This window comes from Xanthomarina spongicola, assembly GCF_003148645.1.
GTDB lineage: Bacteria > Bacteroidota > Bacteroidia > Flavobacteriales > Flavobacteriaceae > Xanthomarina > Xanthomarina spongicola.
The window spans coordinates 55,838-72,984 of the sequence record NZ_QGGP01000005.1; the positions used below are offsets into that span (position 1 = coordinate 55,838).

Here is a 17,147-nt window from a genome sequence, read left to right on the forward strand (position 1 = left end):
AAACGATTATATTTGAAAAGCAAAGGTATCAAAATAAGCATGCAAATACTTTTAATTGGAGAATTTAGTCGACTGCATAATTCCTTAAAGGAAGGATTAGAGCATCTTGGTCATGAGGTTATTCTTGTTGGTAATGGAGACTTATTTAAAAAATTTCCAGTTGATATTAATATTGAAATTTCAACTTTTAACAAACCCTTTCTATTATTTATTAGAAAAGCAATTCATAAAATTACAAATTTTGATATAGCAGATTTTGAAGTTGCTTACAAATTAAAAAAAAACTTAAAAACCCTTCATGATTTTGATGTTGTTCAACTTATAAATGAAGATGCACTTTCAATACATCCTAAGCTTCAAATCCCTTTATTAAAAACACTAATAAAACAGAATAAAAACATGTTTTTATTGTCTTGTGGAGACGATTATACTAACATTAGTTTTTATCTAAAAAACAAAGAAAACTATTCTATTTTAACTCCATATTTAGAGAATACATCTTTAAAGAAGGAATTTAGTTATTGTTTAAAATATGTGTCTCCTCCTTATAAAAAACTTCACGATTTTCTATATAAAAATAGTTGTGGTGTCATTGCTTCAGATATGGATTACCATATTCCTTTAAAAAATAACAAGTCTTATTTAGGCTTAATTCCAAACCCAGTAAACACAGATAAAATAGCATATAACCCTTTACAAGTTGATAGCAAGATTCATATTTTTCATGGTGTAAATACATTATCTGAAATTAAAAAAGGATCTCAATTCTTTAAGGATGCCTTAGAGATTATTAAGGAAAAATATTCAGACAAAGTAGCCATTCATACCACTTTCAATTTACCATACAAAGAGTATATAAATGTTTATAATCTGGCACATATTGTTTTAGATCAAGTTTATAGTTATGACCAAGGCTACAATGCTTTAGAAGCTATGGCAAAAGGAAAAGTTGTTTTTACTGGAGCTGAAAAAGAATGGCAAAATTATTATAAAATTGACGAAGATTCGGTTGCAATTAATGCTTCACCAAACATATCTTCCATAGTTGAAAAACTAGAATGGCTTATTGAAAACCCTAATAAAATATTAGAAATTTCAAACAACGCAAGAGCATTTATTGAGAAAGAACACAACTACATTTTAATTGCAAAAAAATATCTTCAAGTTTGGGAATTATCTTCTAAGAGTTAGAGTTTAAATCGTTTTTATCTGGAATTACTCCAAAAAGCGAAGAGCTAAAGATTAACAGAATAACACCATAATACATAACATAAGTTACAAAATGCGCAATTGTTGCGCCTTTTACTCCGTAAATATCAATAAAGTAGATACTTGTTGCGTACATAATAATAACAGAGAAAGCTTCGGTTATAATATAATGCCAAAACATTTTTTTAGCTAAAAATTGGTAAGCAATTACTATGGATAATACTTTAACAAAGTCGCCTAATAGTTGCCATAAAAATAAGTCTTCAACTGGTTTAAATTCGCTAGAAAAAACAATTGTTATGATATACGTTCTTAATAAGTAAATAACAAATAACCCAATTGCAAATATTGGAATTATAGTTTTATAAAAGTTAAATACTTCGTTTCTAAAATCTTTTGCATTATCTATTTCAGATAATCTTGGCAGAATGTAAAGCGTTAATAACGAACTTACAAACATTAAATAATACTTTGAAATACGATTCATGGCTTCCCAGAAACCTGCCTCTTTAAACCCTATATTGTCTATTATATAAGATCTAATTGCAAGGGCAACTAAAGGCAAAACAATGGCTGAAAACAAAGCCATAACAGAAAAAGAGCTTAGTTTTTTAGCTTTTTCTAAACTAAAACTACTAACCTTTATTAAAGGCATTAAACTTCTTTGATTGACTATTCCAACAAGTGTAATTAAAAATATTAACGATTCTGAAATAACAACAGAAATCAAGGCTCCATCAATTCTGTTTTTATAAATTAAAATTAAAGTTACTCCTACTCCCAATATCTGGCCAATAATATTTATGATAATAAGAATTTTAAACTTCGAAAAACCATTCAATATTGAAAACGTAAATAAATTCAACGTGTAAAATGGTAGAGCAATTGCTAAAATTTCAATAACGTATGCATAGTCATTGTACTTTGGAAATATAATAGTATTAATGGATTCAGCATTAAAATAACACACAAAGGAAACTAAAACGGTAGAAATAAAACCAAGGTAAAAAGTGGTGGATATGGTTTTGCTTAGTTCAATTGTATTGGTTTTAAACTCAGCTATATATTTAACAACACCGTTATATAAACCAAGTGTTGCTAAAGATTGTATAGAACTAACAAAATTCCTTAAATTTCCAACAAGTGCCATCCCTTCTGCTCCAATAAAATGAGCAATAGCATTCGATGTTAAAAGCCCTCCAACAATTCTGGTAACCAGTGATGCTGAATTTAAAGAAGCTACTTTAATTAAAACATTATTATTAATATAGTTGATTAATCTTTTCAATTAGTAGGCGTTTATTGTATCTATTATCTGGGAAATCTCATTGCTAGTAATAACAGGACTAATTGGTATACTTACTACTGTATTATGGATTTCTTCTGTTATTGGTAAACTTAAGCCTTTAAAATTAATTAAAGCCTCTTGCTTATGTGGAGGGATTGGATAATGGATTAACGTTTCAATATTATGCTTTTTTAAATAAGACACAAAATTATTTCTATTTTTTACTCTAACTACAAACACATGAAATACATGATTTTTTGAATTATCATAAAAAGGCATTTGTATTTTAATATTTTTTACTTCAGAAACATACCTTTTGGCTATTTCCTGTCTTTTTAAATTATCTGTATCTAATAGTCTTAGTTTGATATTTAAAAACATGGCTTGAATTTCGTCTAAGCGATTATTACTACCAATCAGGCTATGCTCATATTTTTTTTCAGAACCATAATTATGTAATTTATTAATGGTTTCGGCTAAAACAGAATCGTTTGTAGTTACTGCTCCTCCATCACCTAAAGCACCTAAGTTTTTGCTTGGATAAAAACTAAAAGCAGCTGCATGGCTTAAATTGCCAGCTTTTTTACCAATATCATTTTCAGCTCCATGAGCTTGGGCAGCATCTTCAATAACCAATAAACTTTGTTTTTCTGCAAACCCATTTATAGCTTCCATGTTTGCTAATTGCCCATATAAATGAACTGCCATGATTGCTTTAACTTTTGGCGTATAATGCTTTTCAATTTCTTTTATAGAAATATTAAACGTATCTCTATCAGGCTCAACAAAAACAGGAGTTAATCCTGAATTTATAACAGATAATGCGCTTGCAAAAAAAGTGTTTGCTGGTATGATAACTTCGTCGCCTTCTTTTAATTTTCCTAGATGAATAAATGCTTTAAAAATTAGCGTTAATGCATCTAAACCATTACTAGTTCCAACACAATATTTTGTTCCACAATACGAAGCAAAATCTCTTTCGAAAGCAGTAACTTCTTGACCTAAAATATAATGTCCAGAATCTAAAAACTCCTGAAACTTCTTTTGAAATTCAGATTCAAATCTTTTATTAATTTTATGTAAGTCAAGAAACTTAATCATATTAAAACATCGTTTAAATAGATATGATTTTTGGTAAATATGCTATAAAAATCATGCGAAATACTTCTAGCTCCAAAAGATTCTTTCCAAGATTGTAACCCGGAATTTATATGCTTACCTTGATTTTCGTTACAAATACCAAAATCGAAATACGCTTTATCATTATAAACCTCATGTATTAAATGATGGAACACCAAATCTAAACTTCCTAATTCCTGTTTATCATTATTAGCTGAAATATATTGTGCATGAGCTACATTATCCGTCTCAAAAATTGTTGTTCCTGCAACAATTATATTTTCTTTATAAACGTTAAACTGTCTAATGTTATTAGGAAATTTCGATTTTAAATATGTTATTTCTTCTAAAGTATGAACAGGTTTAACACCATGTTGTTCATCTAAATTTGGAATTAATATCTGGTTCCAAAACAAATCAAAATTAGCTTCTTCTTTAACAACCAGATTGTTTTTTTGAGCTTTTTTTAAACCTCTCTTTCTGTTAGACGAACTTATTTCAATTGATTGCTTTGTATCTATTGCTAAGGTTAAGTCTCTTCTAATTAATTCGGCTTGTAGCTTAAATAATATATAATCTATTTCATCACTTGGATGTATATGATAAATTCTAGGAGTTGGTTTAAGTATCACTTCATGAATCCCAAGATTTTGACAGGTCTCAAGTAGGCATTTAACAGCTTTCAGAATAACTTTAAACGACGCTTCTTTACCAACTATCAAACCTCCATAAGTGAGGCCTTGATGCGAATAAATTAATTCGTTTTTTCTATTAGCTGGAAATATGGCTACCAGTTTTTCATCTTTAAAAATCAAGAATGATTCATCTTCAAATCTATCTTGATGGTATTCCATAAAATCACGATGACATAAAAACGTGCCATTTTTAGACTCTTTAAGAAAATTATTCCAAAGCGATTTGTGTTCTGGATGGTATTTTTTAACTGAGTAAACCTTCATTTAAATTTAATTCGTGCTGAAAATACTAATTTAATGTTTATTAAAAACAACTTCACCATTTTCATTTATAACTTCGTAGATTCCAGAAGGAGCGCCTTCTTTTATTACTATATAACTTTTATCTTCCTCTAAAGCATCTAAATAGCTTATATCTTTTGCTAAGTAAGAAAAAAGGGTTCTAAACAAATTTACATTTGTTTTTAACTTAACGTCAAAGTCTGGAGCTTTATTTTCTGGCCATTTAATAGCCAAAGCTGTTGAGAAAACAGATGTCACTAAGCCATCTTCAGTTTGTTTAATAGTACTTTCCTGTGTTGATTCCATTCCAACAAAACCACCATGATCTGCAGCAATTATTATAATACCATCTCTATCTTTCTCAGAAATAATTTGAATGGTTTTGGTTAACCATTCATTGGCTCTCTTAAGTTGTGCTAAATATATTTGTCTTTCGCCTTCAATTCCCTTAGAATCACTAAAATCGTTTGTTATATGCATAGGAAGCATACGCTCAATAAAGAAAAAATTGTTAGTTTCTTTATTACTCTCTAAAACGTGTTCCAAATCAATTAAAGGGTCTTTATTTATACTAAAACCTCTGTCTAAATAAGGGACTTCGCTGTAATCTATATTACAATAATCGTATAAAATTGGCGACCTATTAACTAGTAAATAAGATATGTCTAATAATAAAAATGTTTTATAGTTATTGTTCTTAAAAATGGAAACCACTGGATTATCTCCTAAAATAGTTTTCCTAGTATTATACAGTTCATTCGATTTACTTTTTTTGCTATTATAATAGTGATGTTTCATAGCAAACATAGAACTATTAGAGCTTAACGTCGTGGTATAATTACTTCTGAAATCGTTGTATAATTTAAACCCACTATCTACTAAAAACTGCTCGAAATTAGAATTATCAAAATTATACGAATTCTTTTTTAATTCTGAAAAACTAGCGTAACCATCTGGTTGAATAACATACACATTAGGCTTCTTTTTAAATTCTACATTTTCAATAGTATCACTTATAGCCATCCATTTTGATGAGTAAGTAACATGACTGTATAAATCTGGCACTAATTTAGAAGCCACAATCAATGTCATTAGTAACTGAAAAACAATCACTTTTTTAAAATGCTTTTGAAGTAGGATTGCTAAAAAAATGGCTATAATTATAGAAACTGCTAATACCTTCCATTTAAAGCCATACGTACTAATTATAATCAAAAAGACAAAAGCTATGAAGTTTAATACAGGAAGTACATATTTACTAAATTTATTTAATCCTGAAACTCGTTTAAAAATTACAGTAAGTAACAAAAAAACACTAGTTGGAATAAGCAAATAGGTGACAATAAAAAATAAGAGTTGACTCCATGAATTAACTAATGTAAAATTAGAATTATAATAATATAAGAGTGGATACAATCCAGCCGAAATAGCTGCTATAATTGGATACTCTTTATCATTACTAATAAATGAAAGGATATTTGCCCTAATCTTATTAATAGTTTTTATAATGTTTCGTTTTTAATAAATACATGACTCTTTCTGAGTTTTCAATAGGTTTTTTTTCAATAATTTCGAAGTAATTTGTATAGGCTTTTTCAAAATTTTCTATATTATAAAACCCGAAATAATCTTTAAAATCAGCTTTATTATTTAACAGTCTTTGTACCCAAGAGTCCTCTCTTTTAGGAAACTCAATAATAAGATGTTTAGAAAATTTAGCAAAAAATTGTGCAGACATCTCAAAGGTAACATTTTCAGATAATGACATATGATGTATTACTGCCAATGCCAAAGTAATATCTGGTTGATATTTTGTAATGCGTTCTATAAAGGAAGTTCTTTCCTCATTATTAAAACCAATGGATGCTGAAGGATTTAAAACATCTAAAACAAAAGGCAACATAAAACGCTCCTTATTTTCCTTAATAGTTTTATAATTATAATCGACTGCGTTATTATCAATATCGCAAACCAACGCTTGTTCTAAATTAGACGTTATTCTTCTAACAAAAGTACCATCGTTACCACCAACGTCAATAACTGTTTTGACATTTAATTTAGAGATCCAATTGTTAATGATATCAGATTTTAAATTAAATGCAGCATCAGAATAATTTGTCTTATTATAATAATTTCCCCATTCAGAATGTTCCTTTAAGGATAGTTTTTTAATAAAATCATACAGACTTTGGATGATATTTAATTGCGCTTTTTTAGATAAAGACTTGACTTTCGATTCGCCTTTATAATCTTCATGATACTTATCCTCAAATTTTGCTAACAGATGAATGTTTGAATATAAAAAAGGATTCAATTTAGATTTAAATGGCAACATAGATGCAATCATATTTAACGGAATACCATCTATATAATTACTCATTAACTTTAAAGATTGTGCACCATGATAATGAGCCATAAGCAATGGTCCTAAAAAATGAGACACAAACTGTTTATATGCTCTCCAAGGCGAATTTTCTATATAAAAATCGAAAGATAGTGTATCTATAAAAATTGCTTTTCCTTTATGAAATGTAACATTAAAAGCTGATGCATCTTTTAAGGAAAATCCTTTTTCTAAACTATACTTTTGCAGTTTAAGGGTTAATAAAGCAGCTTCTTTATATTGATTGAAACACCATTCGTATGGATAGGTTATAAACGGAATTTGTTCTGGCTGAATTATAATTTGTTCTGAAGAATGAGATAATTCTTCATGAGGAATAAGCAGATTACTCTTAAACAGTGTGTTAAAAAATTCTGAGTCTTTAAGTGCTTGATACTGTTTAAAATAAATAGGGTTTATTTGTCGTTTAACTATCCCTTCTTCAACAAACATAAAACCAGAAGGATCTCTAAACGAAGCTGGATGTGCTTTTTTATGAGTCACTAGAATCTTTCTTTTCTATTTCAGACTTTTCAATTTCTATATCGTCAAATAAGTCCTCTTCCTTAGACTTCGCTAATCCAAAAAACACCTTTACTTTTAAAAGTAAGTTTTTAGAAAACAACAAAACGCCTGCTATTGCAGCTACTATAGCTTGAACAATCATGGCTCCAATTGCAGGATCGAAATAAAGAAAAGTCATATTGAAATTTTTGTAAATATAGTAAACTTAATTTCTTTTTATAAGTAAAAAAAATAATAGGATTCTTACAATCAAACCTTAATTGAAATAAAACACAAAAGTCTACTTATCTGCTATTTTTTAAGAAATTTTAATAAATACCTTTTATTAATAATTATTCATTTATTTTGTGAAATAAATCTAACCAAAATTGAAAAACATTAAACTTAAGGACATTGTTATCTATGGAATGTATTTCTTTAGTTTCATTTTTTTAATTTTTCAAGATGCTATCTACACTCCAGACACAGCTAGTTATTTAAATGCTGCTATTTATAGATATCCTGTTTATCCTATTTTTACTAAATTCTTAAAATTTGTATTCCAAAATTATTTCGATTTGGTTACTGTTGGAATTCAATTATTATTTGGGCTAGTTGCTGTTCATTTTACTGCTAAAAAGCTGACAGAAGTCCTTCAACTAAATTATCTTACAAAATTCATATTGGTAGCAATTTTGCTATTTCCTTTTTTTGGACCATTATATGTTGCAAATAATATTTGCTCTGAAGGCTTAAGCTATCCATTATATCTGTTTTTTCTAACATTTTCTTTCGATTTCTTAAATAGATTCAATAGAAAAACTTTTATACTTCTACTTATAAGTTATATCCTATTAACATTAACTCGAGGGCAATTTATAATACTTCCTATTATTGTTTTAGTCATCTACATTTTAAAGGTTAAAGGTTCAGCATTAAAGGGAATACATCTTAAGAAAATATTTTTACTATTACTCATTCCATTTATAGCAACTGTAATGGATAAAAGCTATCATATATTAAAAGATGGCAGATTTGTATCAACGCCTTTTTCTTTTATTAGTGCCTCTGGTGCTTCTTTATACGTTAGTCAAGCTTCAGATATTCAATTTATTGAAACCGATGATGACAAAGAAATATTTAAAGATTGTCATGCATTTTTAACTGAAAACAATTGGTTATTATCTAGTAAAAATAGAGCAACACCAAAAGATGATTATAAACATTTTCATAATAATGTTTCAAAATTATGCAATTTTACATTGCATGATAGAGGCACTCAATATTATTTAGACAAAGGCTACAATATTGTAGATGCTAGGATTGCAATAGAAAAAACAAGTAAAAGCATGTATCCTATACTTGTAAAAAACAATTTTAATAACTGGTTAAGGCTGTATTACAATAATCTTGTCCATAGTTTTAAATCGGTATTCTTGTTGTTATTTATTGTTTTTGTTTTAATATTCAGTTTCATAAAAAGCATCATATCAGATAACAAAATATATCTTTTTATGTTCTTCATGGCTAGTTTAATCCTATCTAATGCATTAATTGTTGCTTTTGCCAGTCACTCTATAATAAGGTATCTTTTTTATAATTATTCCTTATTTTTCTTAATATTTGTTCTCTTAATTAAAATAATAAAACATGGAAAAAAAACTTGAATTATCTATTGTAATGCCATGTTTAAATGAGGCTGAAACCCTAGCGATATGTATTACAAAAGCGAAGCGTTTTTTAGATAATAATCAAGTTGAAGGCGAAATTATTATTGCAGATAATGGTAGTACAGATGGCTCGCAAGACATTGCAACAAGCTTAAATGCTAAAGTTATACCTGTAGAAGAGAAAGGTTATGGAAGCGCATTAAAAGGTGGTATTGAAGCTGCCTCAGGAACATATATTATCATGGCAGATGCTGATGATAGTTACGATTTTGAAGCGCTCTTACCTTTTTTAAAAGAACTAAGAGCTGGCAATGATTTAGTTATGGGTAACCGATTTAAAGGAGGTGTAGAAAAAGGTGCTATGCCATTTTTACACAAATATTTAGGAAATCCTGTACTATCCTTTTTAGGACGCTTATTTTATAAAATTAATATTGGCGATTTTCATTGTGGTTTAAGAGGGTTTAGCAAAGAAGCCTTCTATAAGATGGATTTAAAAACCACAGGAATGGAGTTTGCTTCAGAAATGATTGTAAAATCTAAACTTAATAATCTTTCTATAACAGAAGTTCCTACAACTCTAAAACCAGATGGAAGAACTAGAAAACCTCACTTAAACACATGGCGAGATGGCTGGAGACATTTAAGATTTTTACTTTTATACAGCCCACAATGGCTATTTTTAATTCCAGGAATTCTTTCAATATTAATTGGGTTTATAGCTTCAGCAATAATTATTAGCCAACCAATTGTTATTAATAATATTCAATTAGACATTCACACGTTGCTTTACACATCCAGTTTAGTGCTTGTAGGTTTTCAGTTTATTGTGTTTTATGCACTAACTAAAGTTTATGCCGTTGAAAACAAATTGCTTCCTAAAAGTAACCGTTATAATAAATTATTTAAATATTTAAATCTTGAAACGGGATTGATTATTGGAGTGTTATTTGTTTTAGTAGGAATCGCTTTGAGTTATTATGGGCTCAATATTTGGAAGCATTCAAATTTTGGAGAACTAAATCCTTCAGAAACTTTAAGAATTGTAATTCCAGCAGTATTTACTATCCTCTTAGGGATGCAAATAATTTTCTTTAGTTTATTTTTTAGTATACTAGGATTAAAAAATAAAGCTTAAACTGCTTTTTTTATTTTAAATAGATAGAATGCATTAACTAAAAATATAGCAGCATTAGCTATAATTATTGGTAACCCAATTCGTATTGTAGGCATTAAAAACCCGTAAATTATAAATAAGACACATCCTGTCATATTTATTAAGCGTAATCTTTTTACATCTTTCATAGTGAAAGATAAAAGCACCATTAAAGAAGCCATATAACCTACGTACTCTGTTCCTGTAATTCCAAATAATTCCATAATATAGTTCTTATTAAAGCTGAAAAAAGAGGAATCCTTTAGTAGAATTCCTCTTTTAATATTTTTATTTAAGTATAATAATTAGATACTTTTATTTCTTTTACGCTCTACTTCTGTTAAGTAAATTTTACGCAAACGTAAGAAATTTGGTGTTACCTCAACATACTCATCTTTTTGAATATATTCTAAAGCTTCTTCTAATGAAAACTTAATTGCAGGTACAATCTTCGCTTTATCATCTGCTCCAGAACTACGAACGTTACTTAATTTTTTAGTTTTAGTTACGTTAACAGCCATATCGTCTCCACGAGAGTTTTCACCAATTACTTGACCTTCGTAAATATCTTCACCTGGATCAACAAAAAACTTACCTCTATCTTGTAATTTATCAATAGAATAAGGAATTGCTTGACCTTTTTCCATAGACACTAAAGACCCATTCTGACGTTCTGGAATACCTCCTTTTAAAGGTTGATATTCTTTAAATCTATGTGCCATAATTGCTTCTCCAGCAGTAGCTGTTAATAATTGATTACGTAAACCTATGATACCTCTAGAAGGCACCATAAATTGACACACCATTCTATCTCCTTTTGCTTCCATGCTTAGCATTTCACCTTTACGCATCGTAACCATTTCAATAGCTTTACCAGAAACAGTTTCAGGTAAATCGATTGTCATTTCTTCAACAGGCTCACATTTAACACCATCAATTTCTTTAATGATTACTTGTGGTTGCCCAATTTGAAGCTCATAACCTTCGCGACGCATGGTTTCAATTAAAACCGATAAGTGTAAAACACCACGTCCAAAAACAATAAACTTATCTGCACTATCAGTCTCTTCAACTCTTAATGCTAAGTTTTTTTCTAATTCTTTAGTTAAACGATCTTTAATATGTCTAGATGTTACAAACTTTCCATCTTTTCCAAAGAAAGGAGAATCGTTAATTGTAAACAACATACTCATTGTTGGTTCATCAATAGCAATTGTTTTTAAACCTTCAGGTGTTTCAAAATCGGCAACAGTATCACCAATTTCAAATCCTTCTAGTCCAACAATAGCACAAATATCTCCAGTTTGAACTTCATCTACTTTTAAACGTCCTAAACCTTCAAAAACATGTAGTTCTTTAATTTTATTCTTTACAATTTTACCATCTCTTTTTACTAAAGAAATGTTTTGTCCAATTTTTAATTGACCACGAGTTAAACGTCCAATAGCTATACGACCTGTAAAAGATGAGAAGTCTAAAGACGTAATTAACATTTGCGTATTTCCTTCTGGAATTTTTGGAGCAGGAATATGTTCGATAACCATATCTAATAATGGCTCGATATTTTTAGTTTCGTTTTTCCAATCGTCACTCATCCAGTTGTTCTTAGCAGAACCATAAACTGTTGGAAAATCTAGTTGCCATTCTTCAGCACCTAATTCAAACATAAGATCGAAAACTTTTTCATGTACTTCATCAGGAGTACAGTTTTCTTTATCCACTTTATTTATAACCACACAAGGTTTTAAACCTAAATCAATTGCTTTTTGTAATACAAAACGCGTTTGAGGCATGGGACCTTCAAAAGCATCAACTAATAGTAAAACACCATCAGCCATATTAAGTACACGTTCTACTTCTCCACCAAAATCGGCGTGACCAGGAGTATCAATGATATTTATTTTTGTGTCTTTATAAACAACAGAAACGTTCTTAGAGGTAATTGTAATTCCTCTTTCACGTTCTAAATCGTTGTTATCTAGAATTAAATCACCAGTATTTTGGTTTTCTCTAAATAGTTGACAGTGATACATAATTTTATCTACCAAGGTTGTTTTACCATGATCGACGTGTGCAATAATTGCAATATTTTTAATATTAGCCATAATAGTGCCTTATTTTAAGCGTGCAAAGGTACATTAAATTCCAATGTAAAATGATATCTATACAATTTATTATTGATTGACAAAAAAATAAATAATTTAAGACTTTAAATCTAACACTCTTACTATAACCATCTGATAATTAATAGTTTTAATTTATTTTCTAAACTCACAAATGAAACATTGGTTTAGTTAATAAATTGTTATAGTTTAAAAAAAACATACTATCTATTAGTATCTTTCGTTTAATAATTGATTAATAGTAAATAGCCATACTAACCAGTAATTAACCACAAATAGGCAATTTACATCTTAATAAAAACAGGTATTAACCTTAAATTTTTAAAGATGAAACTGATTAGTAAATACTCGAAATTTGTACCCTACCTTTATTTTATTGCTGTAATTATTTACTTATTTACAAGTCTAAATAAGAGTGAAGGTCTAACTGCATACCCAATTTTATTACTTGGTATTCCATTTATATGGCAATTAGTAAAACCTAATAAGAATTTAAATTTTTCATTAGGAATTATTTTTGTTTGCATTTCGTCTTATCTCATACTAGCATACCTATCTGATATTCTTAATATTATTTCAATATCAGAAACTTTTAAAGGTTTTATTGTTTTAGGTGGTTTGTTTGTTTTAACCAACTTTACCATGTCTCTTTGGATGATAAGAAATAGTATGAAAAAAGCATTCTAAATTGATTATCTTTGTGGCTTAAAATTTTAAGCAGATGAATCTTAACGAGATCCCTAAAATAAAGCACTCCAATTCTAATAACTTTTTCCTTTTAGCTGGACCTTGTGCTATTGAAGGTGAAGACATGGCTTTGCGTATCGCTGAAAAAGTAATTACCATAACCAATAAGCTAGAAATTCCTTATATTTTTAAAGGAAGCTTTAAAAAAGCAAACAGAAGTCGCATTGATAGTTTTACAGGTATTGGAGATGAAAAAGCGCTTAAGATTCTACAGAAAGTATCAAACACCTTTGATGTTCCTACTGTTACAGATATTCATGAAATTTCTGATGCTGCTATGGCTGCCGAATATGTAGATGTATTACAAATTCCAGCTTTCTTGGTACGTCAAACAGATTTAGTAGTAGCTGCTGCTCAAACAGGAAAAGTAGTGAATCTTAAAAAAGGACAATTTATGAGTCCTGAAGCTATGAAACATGCGGTACAAAAAGTAAAAGATGCTGGAAACCAAAAGGTATGGATTACAGATAGAGGTACCATGTTTGGCTACCAAGATATGATTGTCGATTTTCGTGGCATTCCAACCATGCGTGAATATGCTCCTACTATTCTAGATGTTACGCATTCTTTACAGCAACCAAACCAAAGTATTGGTGTTACAGGTGGCAGACCAGATATGATTGAAACTATAGCTAGAGCAGGTATAGTGAACAATGTAGATGGTTTATTTATAGAAACTCATTTCGATCCAGCAAATGCAAAAAGTGATGGAGCCAACATGCTACATTTAGATAATTTGGAAGAATTATTAACCAATCTGGTTGCCATTAGAAAGGTTGTAAACACTTTATAAAACAACCTATTTCCAAAAAGATTTGTCTTTGTGCAATTCGACTTCTTTAAGAATTGCGATAAGGACATCATCATCAACTTCCTCTAAAGTTTTATAGCGAAGCGATTTAACTATTTTCCGGTTTTCACTTACCAAATAACTATCAAACTTTTTGGATAAATGGGCTGAATGCCAAAAGCCCACATCCACATAATCTTTACTTTGGTTGATATAGCAAATAGGTCTCTTTCCTATATAATAACATGGCAATTTCCATTTATATTCTAATTCGGCAACTGGTAAAGTATATTCAATTACAGCTTGTAAATGCATCATGATAGCTCGAAAAGGTTCCGATTGTTTTAATATGTACGCTTCTGCTGGTTTCAAATAATAAAAATTAATAATTTGAAAAATTACAAAAATATAAGCTGATAATTAAAAATAATTTTTTTACTTTGTAATTCAAAGTACTTTAATATGGAATCAAAAAATTATTTAAATGATATAAGCGAGATTAAACAGATAATGAATAAGTCGTCTCGTTTTATTTCCCTTAGTGGTTTATCAGGTGTTCTTGCAGGAATATATGCTATAATTGGTGCAGCAATTGCATATTGGTTAGTAATGACATATAGTAATGGAACATTAATGTTAGATGGATATATATATAGACTAATTTTGTTAGACTTAGCTTTAATAGCCATTTTTAGTATTATTACTGCTGTTATTTTAACCACAAGAAAAGCTAAAAAACAAGATGAAAAAATATGGGATGGAACTTCTAAACGCTTAGTCGCTAATTTTTTAATTCCCTTAATAGTTGGTGGTCTTTATATTTTAATAATATTAAATCAACAAAAATATGGACAAACAGGAGCCTTAATGCTTATTTTTTACGGATTGGCATTAATAAATGCATCTAAATATAGTATTGGAAATATTCGTTATCTAGGATTTATTGAAATAATATTAGGTTTAATATGTGCCTTATTTCCAGGTTATGGCTTTTGGCTGTGGATTTTAGGCTTTGGAATTATGCATATAGTTTATGGAACCTGGATGCATTTTAAATACGACAAGAACTAATAATTTAAATGATGACACAAAACAAAAGATTAAAAAGCATTTTGCTTTTTGCTACACTAATACTCTTGATTCCATTAATTGCTATGCAGTTCTCTACAGAAGTTAATTGGAGTGTATTCGATTTTATTATAGCTGGAGTACTTTTATTTGGAACTGGTTTCCTCTTAGAACTTGTTATAAGAAAAGTAAAAACAAGACAAAATAGAATCGTATTCTTCTTAATTATTATAGCTTTACTTGTATTAACATGGATAGAACTTGCTGTTGGACTGTTTGGAACGCCATTGGCTGGAAGTTAAATTTTAGATTAAATTCCTTCACAAGGAAATTATTATGAGCATTATAAATAATATTAATAAAGTTTTTGACCACAGAATTAGATTAGGCATTATGTCTGTTTTAATGGTTAATGAGTATGCCGATTTTAACACGCTTAAAGATTTGCTTGGTGCTACAGATGGTAATTTAGCAAGCCATACTAAGGCACTAGAAAAGGCTGATTATATTACAGTAGAAAAACAGTTTATAGGCAGAAAACCAAATACGCGTTATGCCACTACAAAACTTGGTAAAACTGCATTTAATAAACATATTGAAGCTCTCGAGAAACTAATAAATAAACAATAATATATCAATTAACAAACACTTGCTATTTTTTTATCAATTTACTTTGCATTTCAAAGTACTTTAAAAACAAAAACAACATGGAAAAATTAGAAAAACAAAACACAAACAAATTTGGACAATGGATTAAAACTTCAATTACTGCTAGGATGATTATAGTAGGTTTTTTAATAATTGTATTACTTATACCTCTCTCTTATATAAATAGTTTAATTACAGAAAGATCAATAAGACAGAAAGATGTTGTTACTGAAATAAATAATAAATGGGGAAACCATGTCATGGTTTATGGTCCAATTTTAAAGTTGCCATATAAAACCTATTTAGAAACTAAGACTTATAACGAAACCACAAAAACATATTTAACAGAAACTAAAACTCAAATAAAATACGCATACATTTTTCCTGAAAACCTTACTTCTATTGTAGATGCAAATTCTAAAACACTAAAAAGAGGTAATTTTGAGTCTGCTGTATTTACAACCAACATGAATTTTAGTGGTCAATTTATTAATCCAAATTTAGAAAAAAAAGGCATTAAAAATGAAGATGTTGTTTGGGACAGAGCAAAAATTATTATTAAAACAACTAATTTAAAAGGCATTAAAAATGAAATGCTCATCAAAGTAAATAACAAAAGTTATCCTTTTGAAACCACATTCAACGAGAACACTAATAATTATCTAAATTATTTAGATGAATTGGAGTCAGATTTTTTGGATGAATTAGACTTCACAAATTTAAAAAAAGCTGAATTTAATTTTAGTATGATTTTTAATGGTAGTGAAGACATTCAAATAATTCCAATTGGTAAAACCACCACTTTACAAATGACCTCCAATTGGGCAGACCCAAGCTTTATTGGGAATTTTTTACCTAACGACGAAACCAAGGAAATAACAAAAAATGGGTTTAAAGCAGATTGGAAAATAATTCATATAAACAGAGCCTTTTCTCAACAATATATCGATAGAATTCCAAATTTAAATGAGTTTGCATTTGGCACAAAATTTATGGTTATGGTAGATGAATATCAAAAAAGTGAACGATCAGCAAAATATGGTTTTCTAGTAATTGGGCTTACATTTTTAGTGTTTTTTTTAATCCAAACCATGAGCAAAATTAATATTCATTCGTTTCAATATTTAATGATTGGACTGGCACTTATCATGTTCTACACTTTATTAGTTTCAATATCTGAACATAGTAATTTTTTAAAAGCCTATTTAGTTGCTAGTATATCAGTTATTATACTAATTACATTATATGCTAAATCCATATTAAAAACATTTAAATTTCCATTATTTATTGGTATATCTTTAACGTCATTATATACTTTTATTTATGTAATAATTCAATTAGAAAATTATGCACTCTTAGTTGGAAGTATTGGTATATTTCTAATATTAGCAATCGTTATGTTTGTTTCAAGAAAAATTGACTGGAATAATGGATAAATAAAAAAGTAACTTCAATCTTCATAACA

18 protein-coding genes are annotated in these 17,147 nt (G+C 28.8%); 9 read left to right on the forward strand and 9 right to left on the reverse strand.

Annotated elements, in window-relative coordinates; genetic code table 11:
* The first annotated feature begins 39 nt into the window (after positions 1-39).
* The gene (locus LX78_RS10505) at positions 40-1,191 is read left to right on the forward strand and encodes a glycosyltransferase (RefSeq protein WP_170109842.1); all 1,152 of its coding nucleotides are present in this window, start codon (positions 40-42) and stop codon (positions 1,189-1,191) included.
* On the opposite strand, the gene LX78_RS10510 is transcribed toward LX78_RS10505, so the two are convergent.
* The 6 genes from LX78_RS10510 to LX78_RS10535 all read right to left on the reverse strand — a co-directional run bounded on the left by LX78_RS10510 (position 1,181) and on the right by LX78_RS10535 (position 7,679).
* Positions 1,181-2,497, reverse strand: coding sequence for an O-antigen translocase (locus LX78_RS10510; RefSeq protein WP_109682622.1), 1,317 nt, complete (start codon positions 2,495-2,497; stop codon positions 1,181-1,183). The genes LX78_RS10505 and LX78_RS10510 overlap by 11 nt on opposite strands.
* Positions 2,498-3,598 carry a DegT/DnrJ/EryC1/StrS family aminotransferase gene (locus LX78_RS10515; protein ID WP_109682623.1) on the reverse strand — a complete coding sequence of 367 codons (1,101 nt, stop codon included), beginning with the start codon at positions 3,596-3,598 and terminating at the stop codon, positions 2,498-2,500. It lies immediately after the preceding gene.
* Positions 3,595-4,575 carry a GNAT family N-acetyltransferase gene (locus LX78_RS10520; protein ID WP_109682624.1) on the reverse strand — a complete coding sequence of 327 codons (981 nt, stop codon included), beginning with the start codon at positions 4,573-4,575 and terminating at the stop codon, positions 3,595-3,597. Before LX78_RS10520 ends, LX78_RS10515 begins: the two co-directional genes overlap by 4 nt.
* 30 nt (positions 4,576-4,605) lie before the next feature.
* Positions 4,606-5,901 carry a hypothetical protein gene (locus tag LX78_RS10525; protein WP_109682625.1) on the reverse strand — a complete coding sequence of 432 codons (1,296 nt, stop codon included), beginning with the start codon at positions 5,899-5,901 and terminating at the stop codon, positions 4,606-4,608.
* A 184-nt stretch (positions 5,902-6,085) separates the two neighbouring features.
* On the reverse strand, positions 6,086-7,480 hold the full coding sequence (locus tag LX78_RS10530) for a nodulation protein NoeA (RefSeq protein WP_109682626.1): 1,395 nt from the start codon (positions 7,478-7,480) through the stop codon (positions 6,086-6,088).
* The gene (locus tag LX78_RS10535; RefSeq protein ID WP_109682627.1) at positions 7,470-7,679 is read right to left on the reverse strand and encodes a hypothetical protein; all 210 of its coding nucleotides are present in this window, start codon (positions 7,677-7,679) and stop codon (positions 7,470-7,472) included. Before LX78_RS10535 ends, LX78_RS10530 begins: the two co-directional genes overlap by 11 nt.
* 190 nt (positions 7,680-7,869) lie before the next feature.
* On the opposite strand from LX78_RS10535, the gene LX78_RS10540 reads away from it, so the two are divergent.
* Positions 7,870-9,147, forward strand: coding sequence for a hypothetical protein (locus LX78_RS10540; RefSeq protein WP_109682628.1), 1,278 nt, complete (start codon positions 7,870-7,872; stop codon positions 9,145-9,147).
* Positions 9,131-10,288 (forward strand): glycosyltransferase family 2 protein, encoded by a 1,158-nt coding sequence (locus LX78_RS10545; protein WP_109682629.1) that lies wholly within the window; start codon positions 9,131-9,133, stop codon positions 10,286-10,288. Before LX78_RS10540 ends, LX78_RS10545 begins: the two co-directional genes overlap by 17 nt.
* On the opposite strand, the gene LX78_RS10550 is transcribed toward LX78_RS10545, so the two are convergent.
* Positions 10,285-10,530, reverse strand: a complete 246-nt coding sequence (locus tag LX78_RS10550; RefSeq protein WP_109682630.1) for a uroporphyrinogen decarboxylase — start codon at positions 10,528-10,530, stop codon at positions 10,285-10,287. The two genes, LX78_RS10545 and LX78_RS10550, sit on opposite strands and share 4 nt — an antisense overlap.
* 81 nt (positions 10,531-10,611) lie before the next feature.
* Positions 10,612-12,411, reverse strand: a complete 1,800-nt coding sequence (gene typA / locus LX78_RS10555; protein WP_109682631.1) for a translational GTPase TypA — start codon at positions 12,409-12,411, stop codon at positions 10,612-10,614.
* Between the two features lie 345 nt (positions 12,412-12,756).
* On the opposite strand from typA, the gene LX78_RS10560 reads away from it, so the two are divergent.
* Together LX78_RS10560 and kdsA are read left to right on the forward strand one after the other, a co-directional pair.
* Complete coding sequence (locus LX78_RS10560) at positions 12,757-13,116, forward strand: hypothetical protein (protein ID WP_109682632.1); 360 nt, start codon at positions 12,757-12,759, stop codon at positions 13,114-13,116.
* A gap of 34 nt (positions 13,117-13,150) precedes the next feature.
* Positions 13,151-13,969: a 3-deoxy-8-phosphooctulonate synthase gene (gene kdsA, locus LX78_RS10565; RefSeq protein WP_109682633.1), complete on the forward strand. Its 819-nt coding sequence runs from the start codon at positions 13,151-13,153 to the stop codon at positions 13,967-13,969.
* A 6-nt stretch (positions 13,970-13,975) separates the two neighbouring features.
* Here kdsA and LX78_RS10570 read toward each other — a convergent pair whose 3' ends face one another.
* Positions 13,976-14,338, reverse strand: a complete 363-nt coding sequence (locus tag LX78_RS10570) for a DUF1801 domain-containing protein (protein ID WP_109682634.1) — start codon at positions 14,336-14,338, stop codon at positions 13,976-13,978.
* A 90-nt stretch (positions 14,339-14,428) separates the two neighbouring features.
* On the opposite strand from LX78_RS10570, the gene LX78_RS10575 reads away from it, so the two are divergent.
* From LX78_RS10575 to creD, 4 genes are all read left to right on the forward strand, one after another.
* Positions 14,429-15,037, forward strand: coding sequence for a hypothetical protein (locus LX78_RS10575; protein ID WP_109682635.1), 609 nt, complete (start codon positions 14,429-14,431; stop codon positions 15,035-15,037).
* An 8-nt stretch (positions 15,038-15,045) separates the two neighbouring features.
* Positions 15,046-15,336 (forward strand): hypothetical protein, encoded by a 291-nt coding sequence (locus tag LX78_RS10580; RefSeq protein ID WP_109682636.1) that lies wholly within the window; start codon positions 15,046-15,048, stop codon positions 15,334-15,336.
* A gap of 34 nt (positions 15,337-15,370) precedes the next feature.
* Positions 15,371-15,664: a winged helix-turn-helix domain-containing protein gene (locus tag LX78_RS10585; protein ID WP_109682637.1), complete on the forward strand. Its 294-nt coding sequence runs from the start codon at positions 15,371-15,373 to the stop codon at positions 15,662-15,664.
* 77 nt (positions 15,665-15,741) lie between these two features.
* Positions 15,742-17,118 carry a cell envelope integrity protein CreD gene (creD, locus tag LX78_RS10590; protein ID WP_109682638.1) on the forward strand — a complete coding sequence of 459 codons (1,377 nt, stop codon included), beginning with the start codon at positions 15,742-15,744 and terminating at the stop codon, positions 17,116-17,118.
* Positions 17,119-17,147 lie beyond the last annotated feature (29 nt).